General features: G+C 71.2%; 14 protein-coding genes. 4 read left to right on the top strand and 10 right to left on the bottom strand.

Features of this window, described 5'->3' with window-relative positions; genetic code table 11:
• Window positions 1-51: 51 nt before the first annotated feature.
• The gene (locus LWJ43_RS02310) at window positions 52-1,122 is read right to left on the bottom strand and encodes a LacI family DNA-binding transcriptional regulator (RefSeq protein ID WP_277330577.1); all 1,071 of its coding nucleotides are present in this window, start codon (window positions 1,120-1,122) and stop codon (window positions 52-54) included.
• Between the two features lie 211 nt (window positions 1,123-1,333).
• On the opposite strand from LWJ43_RS02310, the gene LWJ43_RS02305 reads away from it, so the two are divergent.
• The gene (locus LWJ43_RS02305; RefSeq protein WP_277330576.1) at window positions 1,334-2,617 is read left to right on the top strand and encodes a transglycosylase family protein; all 1,284 of its coding nucleotides are present in this window, start codon (window positions 1,334-1,336) and stop codon (window positions 2,615-2,617) included.
• Here LWJ43_RS02305 and LWJ43_RS02300 read toward each other — a convergent pair.
• The 6 genes from LWJ43_RS02300 to LWJ43_RS02275 form a co-directional block, all read right to left on the bottom strand.
• The gene (locus tag LWJ43_RS02300) at window positions 2,587-3,735 is read right to left on the bottom strand and encodes a DMT family transporter (protein ID WP_277330575.1); all 1,149 of its coding nucleotides are present in this window, start codon (window positions 3,733-3,735) and stop codon (window positions 2,587-2,589) included. The two genes, LWJ43_RS02305 and LWJ43_RS02300, sit on opposite strands and share 31 nt — an antisense overlap.
• A gap of 237 nt (window positions 3,736-3,972) precedes the next feature.
• Window positions 3,973-4,428: an ATP-binding protein gene (locus tag LWJ43_RS02295; protein WP_277335783.1), complete on the bottom strand. Its 456-nt coding sequence runs from the start codon at window positions 4,426-4,428 to the stop codon at window positions 3,973-3,975.
• 98 nt (window positions 4,429-4,526) lie between these two features.
• Window positions 4,527-4,970 (bottom strand): response regulator, encoded by a 444-nt coding sequence (locus tag LWJ43_RS02290; RefSeq protein ID WP_147960939.1) that lies wholly within the window; start codon window positions 4,968-4,970, stop codon window positions 4,527-4,529.
• Window positions 4,967-6,592 carry a sensor histidine kinase gene (locus LWJ43_RS02285; protein ID WP_277330574.1) on the bottom strand — a complete coding sequence of 542 codons (1,626 nt, stop codon included), beginning with the start codon at window positions 6,590-6,592 and terminating at the stop codon, window positions 4,967-4,969. Before LWJ43_RS02285 ends, LWJ43_RS02290 begins: the two co-directional genes overlap by 4 nt.
• Complete coding sequence (locus LWJ43_RS02280) at window positions 6,589-7,845, bottom strand: PP2C family protein-serine/threonine phosphatase (RefSeq protein ID WP_277330573.1); 1,257 nt, start codon at window positions 7,843-7,845, stop codon at window positions 6,589-6,591. Before LWJ43_RS02280 ends, LWJ43_RS02285 begins: the two co-directional genes overlap by 4 nt.
• Before the next feature lie 119 nt (window positions 7,846-7,964).
• On the bottom strand, window positions 7,965-8,861 hold the full coding sequence (locus LWJ43_RS02275; protein WP_277330572.1) for an RNA polymerase sigma factor SigF: 897 nt from the start codon (window positions 8,859-8,861) through the stop codon (window positions 7,965-7,967).
• A gap of 409 nt (window positions 8,862-9,270) precedes the next feature.
• Here LWJ43_RS02275 and LWJ43_RS02270 point away from each other — a divergent pair, with 409 nt between their 5' ends.
• Window positions 9,271-10,758 (top strand): SDR family NAD(P)-dependent oxidoreductase, encoded by a 1,488-nt coding sequence (locus tag LWJ43_RS02270; protein WP_277330571.1) that lies wholly within the window; start codon window positions 9,271-9,273, stop codon window positions 10,756-10,758.
• A gap of 370 nt (window positions 10,759-11,128) precedes the next feature.
• Window positions 11,129-11,302 carry a hypothetical protein gene (locus LWJ43_RS02265; protein WP_277336061.1) on the top strand — a complete coding sequence of 58 codons (174 nt, stop codon included), beginning with the start codon at window positions 11,129-11,131 and terminating at the stop codon, window positions 11,300-11,302.
• 81 nt (window positions 11,303-11,383) lie between these two features.
• Here the strand turns inward: LWJ43_RS02265 and LWJ43_RS02260 are convergent, their stop codons facing one another.
• From LWJ43_RS02260 to LWJ43_RS02250, 3 genes are read right to left on the bottom strand one after another with little or no spacing between them, the layout of a single operon-like run.
• A complete protein-coding gene (locus tag LWJ43_RS02260; RefSeq protein ID WP_277330570.1) occupies window positions 11,384-12,835 on the bottom strand; it encodes a lipase maturation factor family protein in 1,452 nt (483 codons plus the stop codon).
• Window positions 12,836-12,864: 29 nt separating this feature from the next.
• Window positions 12,865-13,374 (bottom strand): DUF1990 family protein, encoded by a 510-nt coding sequence (locus tag LWJ43_RS02255; protein ID WP_277330569.1) that lies wholly within the window; start codon window positions 13,372-13,374, stop codon window positions 12,865-12,867.
• Entirely contained in the window at window positions 13,371-14,207 is an 837-nt protein-coding gene (locus LWJ43_RS02250; RefSeq protein WP_277330568.1) for a YndJ family protein, read from the bottom strand. Before LWJ43_RS02250 ends, LWJ43_RS02255 begins: the two co-directional genes overlap by 4 nt.
• 142 nt (window positions 14,208-14,349) lie before the next feature.
• Here LWJ43_RS02250 and LWJ43_RS02245 point away from each other — a divergent pair, with 142 nt between their 5' ends.
• A complete protein-coding gene (locus tag LWJ43_RS02245; RefSeq protein WP_277330567.1) occupies window positions 14,350-16,416 on the top strand; it encodes a SpoIIE family protein phosphatase in 2,067 nt (688 codons plus the stop codon).
• Window positions 16,417-16,441 lie beyond the last annotated feature (25 nt).

Below are 16,441 nucleotides of genomic sequence, written 5' to 3'. Positions count from 1 at the left end.
CGCCAAGGAGGCCGACGCGCCCCGGCGGCACCGAGGGCCGCGGGCCTCTGCCTACGCCGAGTCCCTGACCACCAGCACCGGTTCGAAGATCACCGAGGTCACCGGCCGGTCCGGCGTGGCCAGCCGGTCCAGCAGGAGCCCGGCCATCTCCGCCGCCATGTCCTCCACCGGCTGCCGCACCGTGGTGAGCGGCGGCCGGCAGGCCGAGGCGGCACTGCTGTCGTCGAAGCCGATCACGGCCACGTCCTCCGGCACCCGTCTGCCGTGCTCCCGCAGCACATGACAGGCCCCGGTCGCCATCAGGTCGTTCGCCGCGAACACCCCGTCCAGGCCGGGGTGCTCCGCGAGCAGCCGCTCCATCGCCGCCTCGCCGCTCTCCTGGGTGAACCGCCCCTCCGCGACGGCCGGGACGCACGACCCCTGCTGTGTCAGGGCGTCCTGGAAACCCGCCAGCCTCTCCTGCCCCGCGGGCACGTCCAGCGGCCCGCTGATGGTGACGATCCGGCGGCAGCCGCGCGCCAGCAGGTGTTCCGCGGCCAGCCGGGCGCCGTCCCGGTGCGCCAGGTCGACGTAGCTGATCCCGACCGGCCGGGCCGGGCGCGCGTACAGCACGGCGGTCAGACCGGCGTCCGTGATCAGGCCCGGCAGCGGGTCCTGCGCGTGCGTCGACACGATCAGCGCCCCGTCGGCGCTGCCCTGCCGCAGATACGCCACCACCTCGTCCCGGGCCCGGGAGGTCTCGGCGAACATCAGCACCGGGTGCATCCCGCGCGGCCGCAGGTAGTTGACGACACCCGTCACGACCCGGCCGAAGAAAGGGTCCGCGAAGACCCGCGCGGTGAAGGACCCCTCCGCGGCGGCCCCTTCGCCGTCCGGCTCGACGCCCGCGCCCGACACGACCAGGGCGATGGCGTCCGCGCGCCGGGTGACCAGGGAGCGGGCGGCGCGGTTGGGCGCGTAGCCGGTGACGGAGACCGCCTGCCGCACGGCCTCCTGGATCGCGGGGTCGACGTTGCGCACTCCGTTGATGACACGTGAGACCGTGGCGCGCGAGACACCGGCCGTCCGCGCCACGTCCTCCAGGGTGGGGGCCGCGCCGGCCGGTCGCAGAGCATCCGTCATGAGCGCATTTATAGCATCGGACCGGGGAGCGACAGAGCCGAGCGATAGAGCGCTCTCCTGCTCCTCCATCGTCGCTTCCCGTCCCCGTCCGCAGGGGTCGTGCGCCGGGGCGCACGGACGACGGGAGCGGACTGTTACTTGTCATCACCCGCTGTGTGCACATAAGTTGACGGCTTGTGACGTGTCCTACTGCCAGTGGGGGAGCCTGATCATGGCCGCGACCGGACGGCACCGCAGATACCAGCCCAGCCGGATCAACCGTGCCTCGCTCACGGTGACGGCGGGAGGTGCGGGCATCGCGCTCCCGCTTCTCACCGCCGCCTCGGCGGGGGCTGCCACGACCGATGTGTGGGAGAAGGTCGCCGCCTGCGAATCGACCGGGAACTGGCACATCAACACGGGCAACGGCTACTACGGAGGACTGCAGTTCACCCGGTCCACCTGGGCCGCCTACGGTGGCACGGCCTACGCCGCCCGGGCGGACCTGGCGACCAGGGACCAGCAGATAGCCGTGGCCGAGAAGGTGCTCGACGGGCAGGGCCCGGGGGCCTGGCCCACGTGCTCCGTACGGGCCGGCCTGAAGCAGGGCGGCGACGCGCCCGACATGGCCCCGCAGTCGAGGCGGCAGGTCGCGGTCGACGGCGGGCAGGACGAGGCGCCGACGTCCGGCCCCTCGGAGAAGACCGCCCATGACACCGTGACGGCGAAGGCGTCGCCCACCGCCGTGCCCGGCGCGCGCGAGTCGTACACCGTCGCCCGTGGCGACTCGCTCTCCGGAATCGCGTCCACCGAGCGGGTCCAGGGGGGCTGGCAGCGGCTGTACGCGGCCAACCGCACCGTGGTGGGGAGCGACCCCGACCTCATCATCCCGGGGCAGCGCCTGAGCCTCGACGGCGCCGGAACCGCCACGAAGCAGAAGGCCGCCCCCAGGACCGCCGCTCCGAGGACCGCCGCTCCGAGGACCGCCGCTCCCGAAGCCGCGAAGACGTCTCCCAAGGCCACCGAGAAGGCCCGTCCCGCCACGCCCCGGGCCACTCCGAAGGCGACGGAGAAGTCCGGGCCCGCCGCCGAGAAGAAGGCGTCCAAGCCGCGGTCCGGTCTCACCGCTCCCGTGTCGGCCGGCACCGGGACCCCGTACCACCAGGCCGGTTCATGGTCCAGCGGCTACCACACGGGCGTCGACTTCCCGGTGCCCACCGGCACCTCTGTGAAGGCCGTGGCGTCCGGCAAGGTGGTCTCGGCCGGCTGGGCGGGCGCGTACGGCTACGAGATCGTCATACGCCACAGCGACGGCAGGTACAGCCAGTACGCGCACCTCTCCTCGCTGCACGTGCGCGAGGGACAGCAGGTCGGCGGCGGCCGGCGGATCGCACGCTCGGGGTCCACCGGCAACAGCACCGGCCCGCACCTGCACTTCGAGATCCGTACCGGCCCCGGCTACGGATCCGACATCGACCCCCTGGCCTACCTCAGGGCAGGCGGAGTCAGCGTCTGAACGTTCCCCGCCCGGCCCTCTAAGTCACTCCGGCGGGCCGGGCCGGCGGCAGGCTGCCTCCCGCCGAACTCCACCCGCCCGCCACCGTGGTCCAACGGCAGGGTCAGCGGGAGGGAGAGCGCCGTGGGCCCCGGGAACGGGTCCGGCAGCACCGCCGCCCCCTGGGGATCCACGGGTCTCGCCGGCTCCGGGACCACCACCGCAGGCCGCGCGCGGGTGCTCCCGCCAGGCGTGTCGACGTGTTCCTCCGGCGTACGCTCCCCGGGCCCCGTCGGTTCCGGCGCAAGCCGCTCGGCCCCCACGCGCTCCGTGGTCAGCAGCACCAGACCCGCCGCCGCCAGCGCACCGCAGCCGAGGGCGAGCAGGGTGCCCGTCAACCCGAAGCGGAACTGCTCCCCGAACATGGTGATGCCCACCGCCGCCGCGACGACCGGATTGACCACGGTGACCGTGGCGAGCGGAGCCGTCAGCCCGGCGCCCCGGTACGCGGCCTGCGAGAGCAGCAGCCCCGCGGCGGCCAGCCCCGCGATCACCAGGAGGGTCGGCAGCCCGGAGGTCACCGAGCCGGAGGTCCACTCCACCGCCACGGTCTTCGTGAAGACGGACGCCATGCCGAAGGCGATACCGGCGCCGGTCGCCAGCACCACGCCGCGCAGCATCGGCCGGTGAAGCCCCTTGGCGAGAACCAGCAGGACCACCACGGCGCCCGTGGTCCCCGTCGCGAGCGCGAACTGTTCCGGCCCGGCCAGCGTGTGGGATCCGGCGCTCCCCGTGAGGGCCAGCAGTCCTGCCAGTCCCACCGTGGCCATCACGGCGCCGCGCCACGCCGTGCGCCCGGCCCTGCGGTGGACGAAGAGCGCCGCCATGGGGAGGGCGAAGACGATCGTCAGTGCCCCGAGGGGCTGTACGAGGCTGAGAGGCCCGTACGCCAGCGCCACCACGTGCAGCACCGCTCCCACGCCGTTGAGCGCCACCGCCACCCACCAGACCCTGTTGCGCAGCGGTGCGTACGGGCTGCTGTCACCGGCCGCGGCCACGCGCTCCTGGACGATCGCGCCTGCCGCGTAGGCGACGGCGGAGACCAGTGACAGCAGCACGGAAAACGCGAGGGAACTCATGTACACCACGATGTCCTGTCGGAGCCGCCGAGTCGTCGTCCCTGAGGCGGCGATCCGGCGTACTGCTCCAGTAGTACGTCCATCACCCCCGGGTCCTCCTCTCGACGGTAGTCCTCCTGGCCCGAGGGCTCAGAAGTTCGCCGGGGAGGTGACGCCGTGCCACCGGTCGACCGCGCCAGGTGTCCTGAAAGGTGTGGAATCGGTGTGTGCCACCGGATCGGACGAAGAAGGTCCGGTTCAGGTGCTGAGAATGAATTCGGCGCGGATGCGCTTGCCGACAGGCACCCGCTCCGCCGTGAGCCGGTCGCAGAGAGCGACGACGATCTCCATGCCGTGCCCGCCCAGCCGCGCCGGGTCGGGGGAGTAGAGCACCGGGAGTGCCGTGCTGCTGTCGTACACCGTGACGCTTATGCGCCGAGCGTCGCCCTCGAGCTCCAGCAGGTAGGGACCGTGGCTGTAGCGGTCCGCGTTGGTGACCAGTTCGCTGACCGCCAGCATCAGGTCGCTGCGGGTGTGCTCGCCCAGAACCGCGAGCCACTCGGCCACGAGCCGGGCGAGGAAGCGGTCGGCGAGCGCGCGGGCCTGCGCGATGCACCCGGGCTCGCCGTCGAACACCTCGGCGGTGAGCAGAACCTCCGTGGACGGGGACCCCTGGAAGGGGTCGTCCGACCGTGAAGTGGCCTGTTCGTTCATGTGCTCCAGCCAGGGCGCCGCAGGGGAGGTCATGGACCTCTTCTCGCCGTTCGTCTACCCGTGTCGAGAGATCCCACTCCGGGGGATCCCTTCAGATCTTACGCACGCCGGGGGAGCCGGACCACGCTCACGAAGAAGTCGTCGATCTGGCGCACCGCGCCGATGAACTGCTCCAGGTCGACCGGCTTGGTGACGTAGGCGTTGGCGTGCAGTTTGTAGCTGCGCAGGATGTCCTCCTCGGCGGAGGACGTGGTGAGGACCACCACAGGGATCAACGCCAGTTCCGGGTCGGTCTTGATCCGCTCGAGCACCTGCCGTCCGTCGTACCTCGGGAGGTTCAGGTCGAGAAGCACCAGGTCCGGGCGCGGGGCGTCGGCGTACTCGCCCTGGCGGTAGAGGAAGTCCAGCGCCTCCTGCCCGTCCCGCACCACGTGGAGGGTGTTGCGGATCTTGTTGTCCTCGAAGGCCTCACGGGTCATCAGCTCGTCGCCGGGGTCGTCCTCGACGAGCAGGACCTCGATGGGCTTGACGGCGTCGTTCACGGGGTGTCTCCCGACCGGGGGGTGAGCGGGGCGGGGGCGAGCAGCTCCGCCGTGGTGTGTGTGGGGGCTTCGGGGAGGACGGGCAGGGTGAAGTGGATCAGTGTGCCCTCCCTGGTCTCCGGGTCCAGCCAGATCCGGCCACCGTGGAACTCGATGATCTTGCGGCAGAGGGAAAGCCCGATTCCGGTTCCCTCGTACTCGTCGCGCGCGTGCAGGCGCTGGAAGATGATGAACACCTTGTCGGCGAACTCCGGAGCGATCCCGATGCCGTTGTCGGCGACCGTCAGATGCCAGTCGTCGCCCTCCCGGACACACCCGACGGTGATCCGGCACGGCACGTCGGGCCTGCGGAACTTGACCGCGTTCCCGACGAGGTTCTGCCACACCATGGTGAGCGACGTGGAGTCGCCCAGCAGCTCCGGGAGCGGATCCTCGCGTACGACGACGGCTCCGGCCTCCTCGACGGCGAGGGTGAGGTTGGTGAGGGACCGGTCCAGAGCCGCGCCGAGGTCGACGGGCTTCCAGCTCTGCTGGACCCGGCCGACCCGGGAGAAGGTCAGCAGGTCGTTGATGAGCACCTGCATCCGCTTGGCGCCGTCGACCGCGAAGTCGATGTACTGCCTGCCGCGGTCGTCCAGTGCCGAGCTGTACCGCTTCTCCAGCAGCTGGCAGAAGGAGGCGACCTTCCGGAGCGGTTCCTGGAGGTCGTGCGACGCCACGTAGGCGAACTGCTCCAGCTCGGAATTGGACCGGCGCAGCTCCGTGGTCTGCTCGGCCAGCAGGGTCTCCCGCTCCTGGGTCTCGGCAAGCTCCTCGACCAGGCGCCGGCGCATGGCCTCGGCCGCCTCGGACACCGCCCGGACGTCCGACGGGCCCCGGACGTCGATCTTCTCGGTGAAGGCGCCCGCCCTCACCCTGTCCGACGCGGCGGTCAGGGCGCGGAGGGGCCGGACCACCATGCGGTGCAGCAGAAGGCTCAGCGACACCACGGCCAGCACGAAGCCCACGACGAGGGCGCCGAGCACCCAGTCGCGCGTGGAGCGCGTGTCGCCCAGCTCCGCCCGCGCGTCGTCACGCGCGTCGTCCAGGTGGCTCTGCTGGGTGTTGTACAGCGCGCGCAGGGAGTCGAAGTCCGCCTTGCTCCGCATGATGGGGGCGGAGGAGGCGGCGGTGGGCCCGCTCGCCCGCACCGCGGCGATCAGCGGCTCGGCGCGCAGGGTCCGCCACTGCTGGGCGGCCCGCTCGATCCGGTCCACGTCCTCGGCGTAGGGCTGCTCGTGCCCGGTCAGTGAGCGCACCCGGGCCAGCCGCTCCCGCTCGGCCCGCACGCCCTCCTGGTAGGGCTCCAGGAAGGTGGTGTCACCGGTCAGCGCGAAACCCCGTACGCCGGTCTCCTGGTCGAGGAGCGAGTTCTGCAGCTGGAACGAGGCGGAGCGGGCGGGCTGGATGCGGTCCACGAGGTCGGTGGTCCGGTCGGAGGTCCGCGAGAGGACGAGCCCGCCCACGACGAGGCAGCCGCAGACCACCAGGACGAAGCCGGCCAGGATCAGATGGACCCAGTTCTGCACCGACAGCCCGGCTATCGGGCCGGGCCGCCCGGACGCCTCTTCCTCGGTGCTCATGCGTGGTCAGCCTTCCAGCCCAGGTGGAGTACGGCGACGTCATCGGCCAGACCGCCGTACGGCGAAGCGCTCTCGGTGGCCTCGGCGACCAGCGCGTCGACGAACGCGCGGGGTTCCAGCGCGCCGTACTTGCCGGCCATGGCGAGCAGGCCGTCCTCGCCCAGCCGGGAACTGGGCCCCGTGCGGCCTTCGAACAGACCGTCGGTGAAGAGGACGAGCTCGCTGCCGGGGGAGAGCTCCAGCTCCGTGATCGTCCAGCGGCCGGCGCCCGGCAGCAGGCCGAGGGCCATGCCGGCGTCGGGTTCGACCCACTCCACGTCCGTGCCGTGCCTCAGCAGGAGTCCGGGGTGCCCGGCCCGTGCGATGAACACCCGGTCCCTGCCCGGCGGGAAGACGAGGGTGGTCACGGTGGCGAACACATGGGGATCGGACCGCTCGGCGACGAGTATCTGCTCCAGCAGACTGACCTTCTCGCGCTGCGTGACACCGGTGAGCACGGCCGTGCGCCACGCCACCCGGAGACATACCCCCAGGGCGGCTTCCGCGGCACCGTGCCCCGACACATCACCGATCACCGCGTGCACGACACCGTCGGCGGTCTGCACCACGTCGTAGAAGTCGCCGCTCAGCAGCCCGTGGGCGCGTCCGGGCTCGTAGCGCGCGGCCACCCGGAAGCTGTCGTCGAGCAGCACCGGGATCGGCAGCAGGGCACGCTCCAGACGGGCGTTCTCCTGGGCGATCAGCCGGCTGGTCCGCATCGCCGCCGCCGACCGCTCGGCGTGCTTGCGCTCGAGGGCGTAGCGGACCGCGCGGCCCAGCACCTCGGGGTCGATCCGGCCCTTGACGAGGTAGTCCTGGGCGCCCTGAGCCACCGCGGACAGGCCGGTGTGCGACTCGTCGAGACCCGTCAGGACGATGACGGCCGCGTCAGGGGCCGACTCGACGAGCTGGCGGACGGCGTCGAGGCCGTGGACGTCGGGCAGGTGCAGATCCAGCAGGACGCAGACCGGGGTACGGCAGCCGAGCAGGAACCGCCGGGCCTCCGCCATCGTCTTGCACCACGTGAGCGGGGCCTCGAGCTCGCTGTCGGAGAGCATCTCCTCGACCAGCAGCGCGTCCCCCGAGTCGTCCTCGACCAGGAGCAGAGTCGCGTCGACGTCCCAGACGGAGGCGTCAGCGACCGATGCGCCCTGCTGCTCGGGAATCACGGCGGGCCGCACACGCGCGGAGGCGCCCAACGGCGACTCGGTCACTCTCCACTCCCTCGTCCGGACGGCACAAACGATCCCACGGCCGCATCGGCAGGCAAGCATATGTGACGGAGGCCCGGCACTCGGCCGGGCCTCCGTCGTCCAGTTCGTACGCCGTGGGATCAGGCTTCGACGCTCATGCCCGCGCGCAGGCGCTGCACGATCCTGCTGAGCAGACGCGACACGTGCATCTGGGAGACGCCCAGCTCAGCACCGATCTGCGCCTGGGTCATCTCCTGGCCGAAGCGCATCCGGACGATCTTGCGCTCCCGGTCGTCCAGCTGCCGCAGCAGCGGAGCCAGCGTGTGCAGATTCTCGACGTTCTCCATCCCCGGGTCGTCCTCGCCCAGGAAGTCGGCGTAGGCCCGCTGGTCACTGCCCGACTCGCTGTCGGCGTTCGGGGTGTCCAGGGAGCCCGCGGAGTAGCCGTTGGCGGCGACGAGGCCCTCGATGATCTCCTCCTCGGGGAGATCGAGGTGCGCGGCGAGCTCCGCGACCGTCGGGTCGCGGTCGAGCTTCGCCGACAGCTGCTCCTTGGCCTTGGCCAGTTCGACCCGCAGCTCCTGCAGTCGCCGCGGCACGTGCACGGACCAGGTCGTGTCGCGGAAGAACCGCTTGATCTCGCCGACGATGTAGGGCACCGCGAAGGTGGCGAACTCGACCTCACGCGACAGGTCGAACCGGTCGATGGCCTTGATCAGGCCGATCGTGCCCACCTGGATGATGTCCTCGGTGTCGTCACCGCCCCGGTTGCGGAACCGCGAAGCGGCGAAGCGCACCAGGGAGAGATTCATCTCGATCAGGGTGTTGCGGGCGTACTGGTATTCGTGGGTCCCCTCTTCGAGGACCTGGAGCTTGTCGAAGAAGAGCTTCGACATGGCCCGGGCGTCCTGCGGGGCCACCTTGCCCGCGTCCTCGATCCACGGAAGCTCAGCAGTGCCGGGAGCCGCGCCCGCCTCGTCGCGCCGAGTCCCCGCCGCGCCGATCGCCTCGGTGGTTCGCACTGACATGGCCGTCATGGTGTCGCCCTCCCTGTGTTCCACTGCAGTGACCGGCGCATGCCCCGACTTCCGGAAGTAATGCCTGCGGAAGCGGAAGAATTTTTTGAAGACGGGTGAACGGGGCCGACGGAGCCGCCGAATGTGACGTTCCGTGAACGTCCGGGTGCGTCGGGTTCCCTTTCGCGGCCCGGGGCGGGGCTCCCCTGTCTGCCCCGGAGGCAGCCGGGCGGAGGTCCTCCGAGGGCAGCGTGACCCCCTCCCTCGGTCGGCGGGAGCGGAGGATGGCACCGAAAGGAGCAACGCCCGACTCATGGCAGACTTGACCGGGGCATTCGGCCCGTGCGCGCCTGCCCTCGCCGGCTCCCGGCCGGATCACTCCCCACCCACCCCGACAGCGGCATGAGTGACGAGTGACAGAGGAACGGCGATGACGGTGACAGAGGACAGCCAGGAGTTCGCTCCCGGTGTCGAGGCGTTCGGCCCGGGCATCGACCCCGAGCGGCTGGCCGTCTGCCTGAGCGTGCTCGACGAGCTGGACACCATCGACGTCGACCACCCGGACGCCATCACCGTGCGCCGGGCCACCGCCGGCGTCTACCGCACGGTGAAGCAGCGCCGCCGTCAGGAGCGCCGGGCGGCCAAGACCGCCCATGACAAGGCCGTCACCGAAGCCACGGCGACCGGATCCGCCGAGCGCATCGACGACGAGACGCAGGGGGTCCTCCCGTCGTCCTCGGCCACCGCCGAGATCGCGGGCATACTCCAGCGCCCCCGCTCCTGCTACATCTGCAAGACCCGGTACGTCGAGGTGGACGCCTTCTACCACCAGCTCTGCCAGCAGTGCGCCAAGGAGAACCGGGACCGGCGCGACGCCCGCACCGATCTCACGGGGCGGCGCGCCCTGCTCACCGGTGGCCGCGCGAAGATCGGCATGTACATCGCGCTGCGGCTGCTGCGCGACGGCGCTCACACCACCATCACCACCCGCTTCCCCAACGACGCCATCCGCCGCTTCAAGGCGATGCCGGACAGCGACGAGTGGATCCACCGCCTGAAGATCGTCGGCATCGACCTCCGCGACCCCGCCCAGGTCGTCGCCCTCGCCGACTCGGTCGCCGCCGAGGGCCCCCTGGACATCCTCATCAACAACGCCGCGCAGACGGTGCGCCGCTCCCCGCAGGCCTACAGCGAGCTGGTCACCGCCGAGTCCGCCCCGCTGCCCTCGGGCGAGCTGCCGGCGGCCGAGGTGATCGGCACGTTCGGCAGCGGCACCGTCGACCGCGTCGCCGCCCTGCCCGCCGCCCGCAAGGAGGGCGAGGGCCTGAGCGCGCAGGACGTCACGGACCTCGCCCTGGTGACCGGGTCGGCCTCGCCGGCCCGCATCGCCGCGGGCACCGCGATCGACGCCGGCGGCCTGGTCCCCGACCTGCACGACACGAACAGCTGGATCCAGACAGTGGAGGAGGTCGAGCCGATCGAGCTCCTCGAGGTCCAGCTCTGCAACTCCACGGCGCCCTTCATCCTCATCAGCCGGCTGCGCCCGGCGATGGCGGCGGCCGCCGGCCGCGCCTACGTGGTGAACGTCTCCGCGATGGAGGGGGTGTTCGGCCGCGGCTACAAGGGTGCGGGTCACCCTCACACCAACATGGCCAAGGCCGCGCTGAACATGCTGACGCGGACCAGTGCCCAGGAGATGTTCGAGAAGGACCGCATCCTCATGACCGCCGTCGACACCGGCTGGATCACGGACGAGCGGCCTCACCCGGACAAGATGCGTCTCGCGGAGGAGGGTTTCCACGCCCCTCTCGACCTCGTCGACGGAGCGGCCCGGGTCTACGACCCGATCGTGCGCGGCGAACAGGGCGAGGAACTGTACGGCTGTTTCCTGAAGGATTACGCCCCCGCCGGCTGGTGATCCCGCCAGGCGGCACGTCGCCGGCCCCACCCGCACCTCCCGTCACCTGCGACGACAGAGGACACAACGGCGGTCCCGCACACGCGGGACCGCCGTCGCCCTGTTGGCTGAAAGTGACCCAGGCCACACGTTCTGTCGAGCGGGACGGCGCTCATTTGGTTACTCTGATGTGAACGGACGCCACCAAGGGATCCACGAAGCTTCCTCGGCCGTCCTGGGACAGGTCTGTAAGCATTCCGCCGTCCCACCCCGTACCGGCGCCACCGCGACCGAACTGTTTCTGCCCCTGCCCCGCAGAGGGCGGTCGACACGGTTCTCACAGCCGCAGCGTCGCCACCGCCCGGGGTTACGCGACGCAAAGGAGTCCGCGGTGACACCTGAAATGACCAAGACCGAGACGCGCCCGGCCGAAAAGGCCGGAGAGCGGGCTCGCCGGCCCGAGAAGCTCCTGAACATCGAGGTCTGGGCCAGGTCGGCACCGATCAGGCTGGCCGGCTACGAGGACGACCTGGCCGAGCCCCACATCCTGCCCGGAATCGACTGACCGTCCCACCGCTTCGGGCCGCGCCCCGGCCCTGCCCCCGTCCCCGGACGGGGGCGGGCGCATGTCCGGGCCGAGGAGCCCTCACCGCGGGTCGTCCCCCCTGCGCGGTGCCGGCCGCAGTGGAACGGGCCGGGCCACCGGTCTCATGAAGTCGCGTACATAGGTCCGGTCCCACCAGCATCCGGTCTCCCTCAGCTCCCGCCGGTCCGTGAAGCGGTAGTGGAAGACCCGCGCCCGGATGTGGGCGGGCGGACCTCCGGGGAACGGATCGTGCCGCAGGAGCCGCAGGGTGTCCCGGTCGCCCCGCAGCAGTCGTTCGACGAACGGTCCGAACCATGCCCGGGCGTACGCCGGGGAGAGCGCCGCGAACCACATCATCCAGTCCAGCCTCAGGTGGTACGGAGCGAACTGGCGCGGCAGCCTGCGCGGATCACCGGGCTTGCCCCGGAAGCCGTACTCGAGCCAGCGGGTCCCCTCGTGGATCACCGCTTCGTCGGTGCCCTCGACCACGACCTCCAGCCGCATCCTGCTGATGCTGCCGAACGCGCCGTAGGTGTTGACCAGGTGCAGCGGGTCGAAGGAGCGGTTCATCACCTGGCGCCGGGAGACCAGATTGCGTGCCGGGCGGTAGCTGAGGCCGAGCACGAGGACGGTGACGGCGATGACCACGACCACGTACCAGAGGGGTGCGCCCGGCTGCGCGGGAGGCGGGCCCGCGAGTGGTGACCAGTCGACCGCGGCCAGAGCGAGGACGATGGTCAGCCAGTTCAGCCAGGCGAAGTTCCCTGACAGCACCAGCCACAGCTGGGTGACCACCATCAGCCCGGCCGCGACGCTCGCCACGGGCTGCGGGGTGAACAGCAGGAACGGCACCACGAGCTGGGTGACGTGGTTGGCGGCCACCTCCATCCGGTGCACCGGCCTCGGGAGTTGGTGGAAGAACCAGCTCAGCGGCCCCGGCATCGGCTGTGTCTCGTGGTGGAACTGCAGGCAGGTCAGCTTCCGCCAGCACTCGTCACCCCGGATCTTGATGAGGCCGGCGCCGAACTCCACCCGGAAGAGCAGCCAGCGCAGCAGCCACAGCACCAAAACCGGGGCGGAGGTGTCGGCGTTGCCCAGGAAGACGGCGAGGAAGCCCGTCTCCAGCAGCAGCGACTCCCAGCCGAAGCCGTACCAGACCTGGCCGACCTGGACGATCGACAGGTACAGCACCCACGGCACCGCCCAAAGCGCCATCGCCGCGCCCAGCGGGAGCCGTGCGTCCAGGCCTGCCAGGAGGGCGAGCGACACCGCCGCGCCCGTCCAGGCGACCAGCGCGAAGAAGCGGTCCGAGTAGTGCAGCCGGAACAGGCCGGGCGCCGACCGCCACGAGGTCCGCCGCAGGAGGCCGGGCACGGGGAGCATGCCGCGGGAGCCGATCAGCGCCCGGAACTGGAGCGCCGCGGCGACGAACGCGACCAGATACACGACGGCCAGCGAGCGCTGGAAGATCAGCCTGCTCAGCCAGTAGCCGTCTGCGGTGAACCACTCCACCGTCCCCAGTATCCGGCCTGCCCCGCCCGTCAGGCGGCCGACACGGCCCGGCCCAGAACCTTTCCGAGCCGGCGTGCGTACCAGTGCTGGGCGAGGGGCACGAAGGGGCCCGCCAGTCGTGCGTACCAGCAGGCGGGCCGTGAGAACGCCGTCACGGTGAACCGGACGGTCCCGTCGTCCGCCAGCTCCACGACGAAGCTCTCCTCGCCGCGTTCGGGGTGCCGCGCCCGGGTGCCGTAGGCGAACCCGATGCGGTTGTCCTCGTACGCCGTCCAGACGACCTCGCAGTGGGCGGTGACGCGGAGCCGCCCGATGCCCGCCGACACCTCGACCGCGACTCCGGGTTCCGCCCGCGGGGCGGAGGCGTTCACGCCCGCGCCTGCCGCGCGGTGCATGCGCCACTCGGTGACGGCGGCGCCCGCGGCCTCGAACTGCGCCCTGCCCCGCCCGATCGCGGCACGGTGGTGGAGGTGGTTGTAGCCGTCCGGGAGGGGCCCGAGCCGGGTGGCTCCGACCTCGGGATACGTCAGGGTGCTCATGTGGTCCTGCCTTCCGGGTGGGTGAGGTCATGGAGCCGGCGGCGGGCGAGCAGCGCGCAGAGCGCGAAGCCCAGCGCGTTGCCGAGCCCGTGCGTGGCCGCCATCCAGGTCAGGGTGGGGTGCGGCAGTCCGGTGGCCTCGCCGAGAGCCCAGCTCAGCGCGAGCACCATGGTCACCGCGAGCACGCCCGCCGAGACGGCGAGCAGAAGCCGTGTGACACGATCCTCTCCGGTGACGCGGACGGTGCGCCAGGTCAGAAGGGCGACGGTCCACATCCCGGCGGTGAGCACCACCGCACCGGCCAGCTCGGTCAGGTCCCCGGTGAAATAGCCGACGAGGACGAGCAGGGTGCCGAGCGGCACGCTCAGGGCGGCGAACCGTCCCGCCGCGTCGTCCTGCGCACGGCAGACCAGGCCGGCGACGAGGGCGGCGGCGAAACCGGCGAAGTGGAAATGGGGCACGGTCAGTGCCAGGATCCCGAGCCCGAACCCGAACAGCTCGTGTCCGGATCGCTCGGCGACGAGCGCGAGAGCGGCGACCGACGGAGTGACCAGTGCGGTGAGCACTGCGGCCTCCGCCGGACGCGCGCCGCGTGTGCGGGCGAGACGTCGCGGCGCGTGTGAGGCGAGAAACAGGGCCCCCGTCGCGTAGCAGAGGGCGAGCGCGGTGGCGGCGTCTCCGCGGGGCAGCCACAGCGAGACGGCGCCGGGCACGGCGAAGAGCGGCCACAGGCGTCGTACGCGGTCGAGCGCGGGATCGCCGACGAGTCCGAGGCCCAGCGGAACGATCACCAGCATGCCCAGCATCACGATCAGCCCGACCAGTACGGACATCGCGCCCACCCCGTCCTCACCTGTGACCCCGTAGAATTGAACATGTTCAATTCTTCTCGCGGCCAGCATAGAGGGCGCCTTGAACGCATTCAAGGCGTCGGTTCGGTCGAGGAATCGGACAAATAATGGCAGAGTGACGTCCATGGATGACCGGGTAGTGGGTTCCCTGTCACTCCCGGACGACTGGCCCGCCCACCCGGACCTCAGTCTCGCCCTGAACCGAATGGGCAGCTTCGACTGGGATCTGGACAGCGGACTCATGCACATGGACGAGCCCGCCCTCGAGGTGTTCGACCTGCGCCCCGAGGAGTACGACGGTCACCCGGAAACGCTCGCCCGGCGCGTCCCCGCCGACGAGGCGGTCCGGCTCGACGGCATGGTGTCGCAGGCGCTCAAGAGCGGCCGCAGCAACTACGGCGCGTACTTCCGCAGGACACGGCGGGACGGTTCCCTGTGCTGGACCCACACCCAGGGGTTCATCCGCCGCGACGGAACCGGGCGGCCCCGCCGGATCATCGGGATCGTCCGTGACGCCACCCAGGAACTGGCCGAATCCACCGCCCGCCGCACCGTCGACGAGGAGCGCCGGCGCCGTACCAGCCTCGTCGAAGGCACCACGGCGGCCCTGGCCCACGCCCGGACCGTCGAGGACGTCACCGAGGTGCTGAAGAGCTCCCGGGGCCTGGCGAACCTCGGTGCCACCAGCCTCGTCATGGGACTGCTGGAGTCCGGGCGCATCCACCTGGTGGCGGACGGCCCCGAAGGGGCGTTCGTGCAGGGCACCCGCTACACCCGGACGGATGAGCCGTATCCGATGAGTGAGGTGATCCGTACGCTGACGCCGCGGTTCATCGAGACGCCCGAGGACTTCGCGACCTCGTACCCCATCCTGTGGCCGCACATCAGCCACCTGGGGATCACCGCCGCCGCCTACATGCCGCTCATCGCCCAGGCCCGCCCGATCGGCGCACTCGGGCTCCTCTACGGCAACAAGGCCGGCTTCACGAGTGACGAGCGGAACCTCCTGGTGGCCCTCGGCAGTTCGATCGCCCAGAGCCTCCAGCGGGCCATGCTCTACGAGCAGGAGCACGACCTCGCCGAGGGACTGCAGCAGGCGATGCTGCCCCGCCGGATTCCCGATGTGCCCGGCGCGCAGGTGGCCGTCCGCTACCGCTCCGCACGTCTCGGGAGGGACATCGGCGGCGACTGGTACGACATCATCCCTCTGCCCGGCGGACGGGTCGGTGCCGTCATCGGCGACGTGCAGGGGCACGACACGCACGCGGCTGCCGTCATGGGGCAGCTCCGTATCGTGCTGCGCGCCTACGCGGCCGAAGGACACAGCCCGGCCACGGTGATGGCGCGGGCGTCCGTGTTCCTCCACGAACTCGACACCGACCGTTTTGCGACCTGTACCTACGCCGAGGCCGACATGACCACCGGGGTGGTGCAGCTGGTCAGGGCCGGTCACATCGACCCGGCCCTGCGCGGCGCCGACGGGAGCTGTCGCAGGCTGCCGTCCGACGGAGGGATGCCGCTGGGCCTCTCCGCCGAGTTCGGGCAGCTCGAATACCCGGTCAACACCGTCGATCTGGACCCGGGCCAGACCCTGGTCCTCTACACCGACGGGATGGTGGAGCTGCCCGGAACCGACCTCGACGAGGGCATGAGGCTGCTGACGACGACCGTGCGCGACGGACCGCAGGACCTCCAGAAGCTGGCCGACCGGCTCTGCGAGGTCGTCGACGAGCGCGGCGGCGAGGACGACATGGCGGTGCTGCTGCTGAGACGCGACGCCGCCCACGCCCCGCACCCGGGCGGCCGGCTCCAGCAGCACGTCGCGCAGAACGATCCGGAGGCGCTGACGTCCGCGCGCCACATGATCCGGGCGGCGGTCCGTGCCTGGGGGGCCAAGGACCGGGCCGACGAGGTGGAGCTCGCGGCCGACGAGCTGATCACCAACGCGCTGATGCACACCGACGGCGGCGCCATCGTCACCATCCGGGTGCTCACCGGTCCCGAACGACGCCTCCGGGTCGACGTGGAGGACCGCTCCAGCGCGCTGCCGCGCCGCAGGGACGCGGGGGAGTCCGGTGTCTCGGGGCGCGGGCTCATGCTCGTCGACCTACTTGCCGACATCTGGGGAGTGGAGTCCCGGGGGAACGGTAAATGCGTGTGGTGCGAGTTCGTCGTCCCGGAACGCCGGTAGCGCCGTAGCCGAGACCGCGCGAGAC

The organism is Streptomyces sp. JH34 (assembly GCF_029428875.1).
GTDB lineage: Bacteria > Actinomycetota > Actinomycetes > Streptomycetales > Streptomycetaceae > Streptomyces.
The sequence above is the reverse complement of the archived record's forward strand: the minus strand, read 5'-3'. Positions and strand labels throughout refer to the sequence as shown.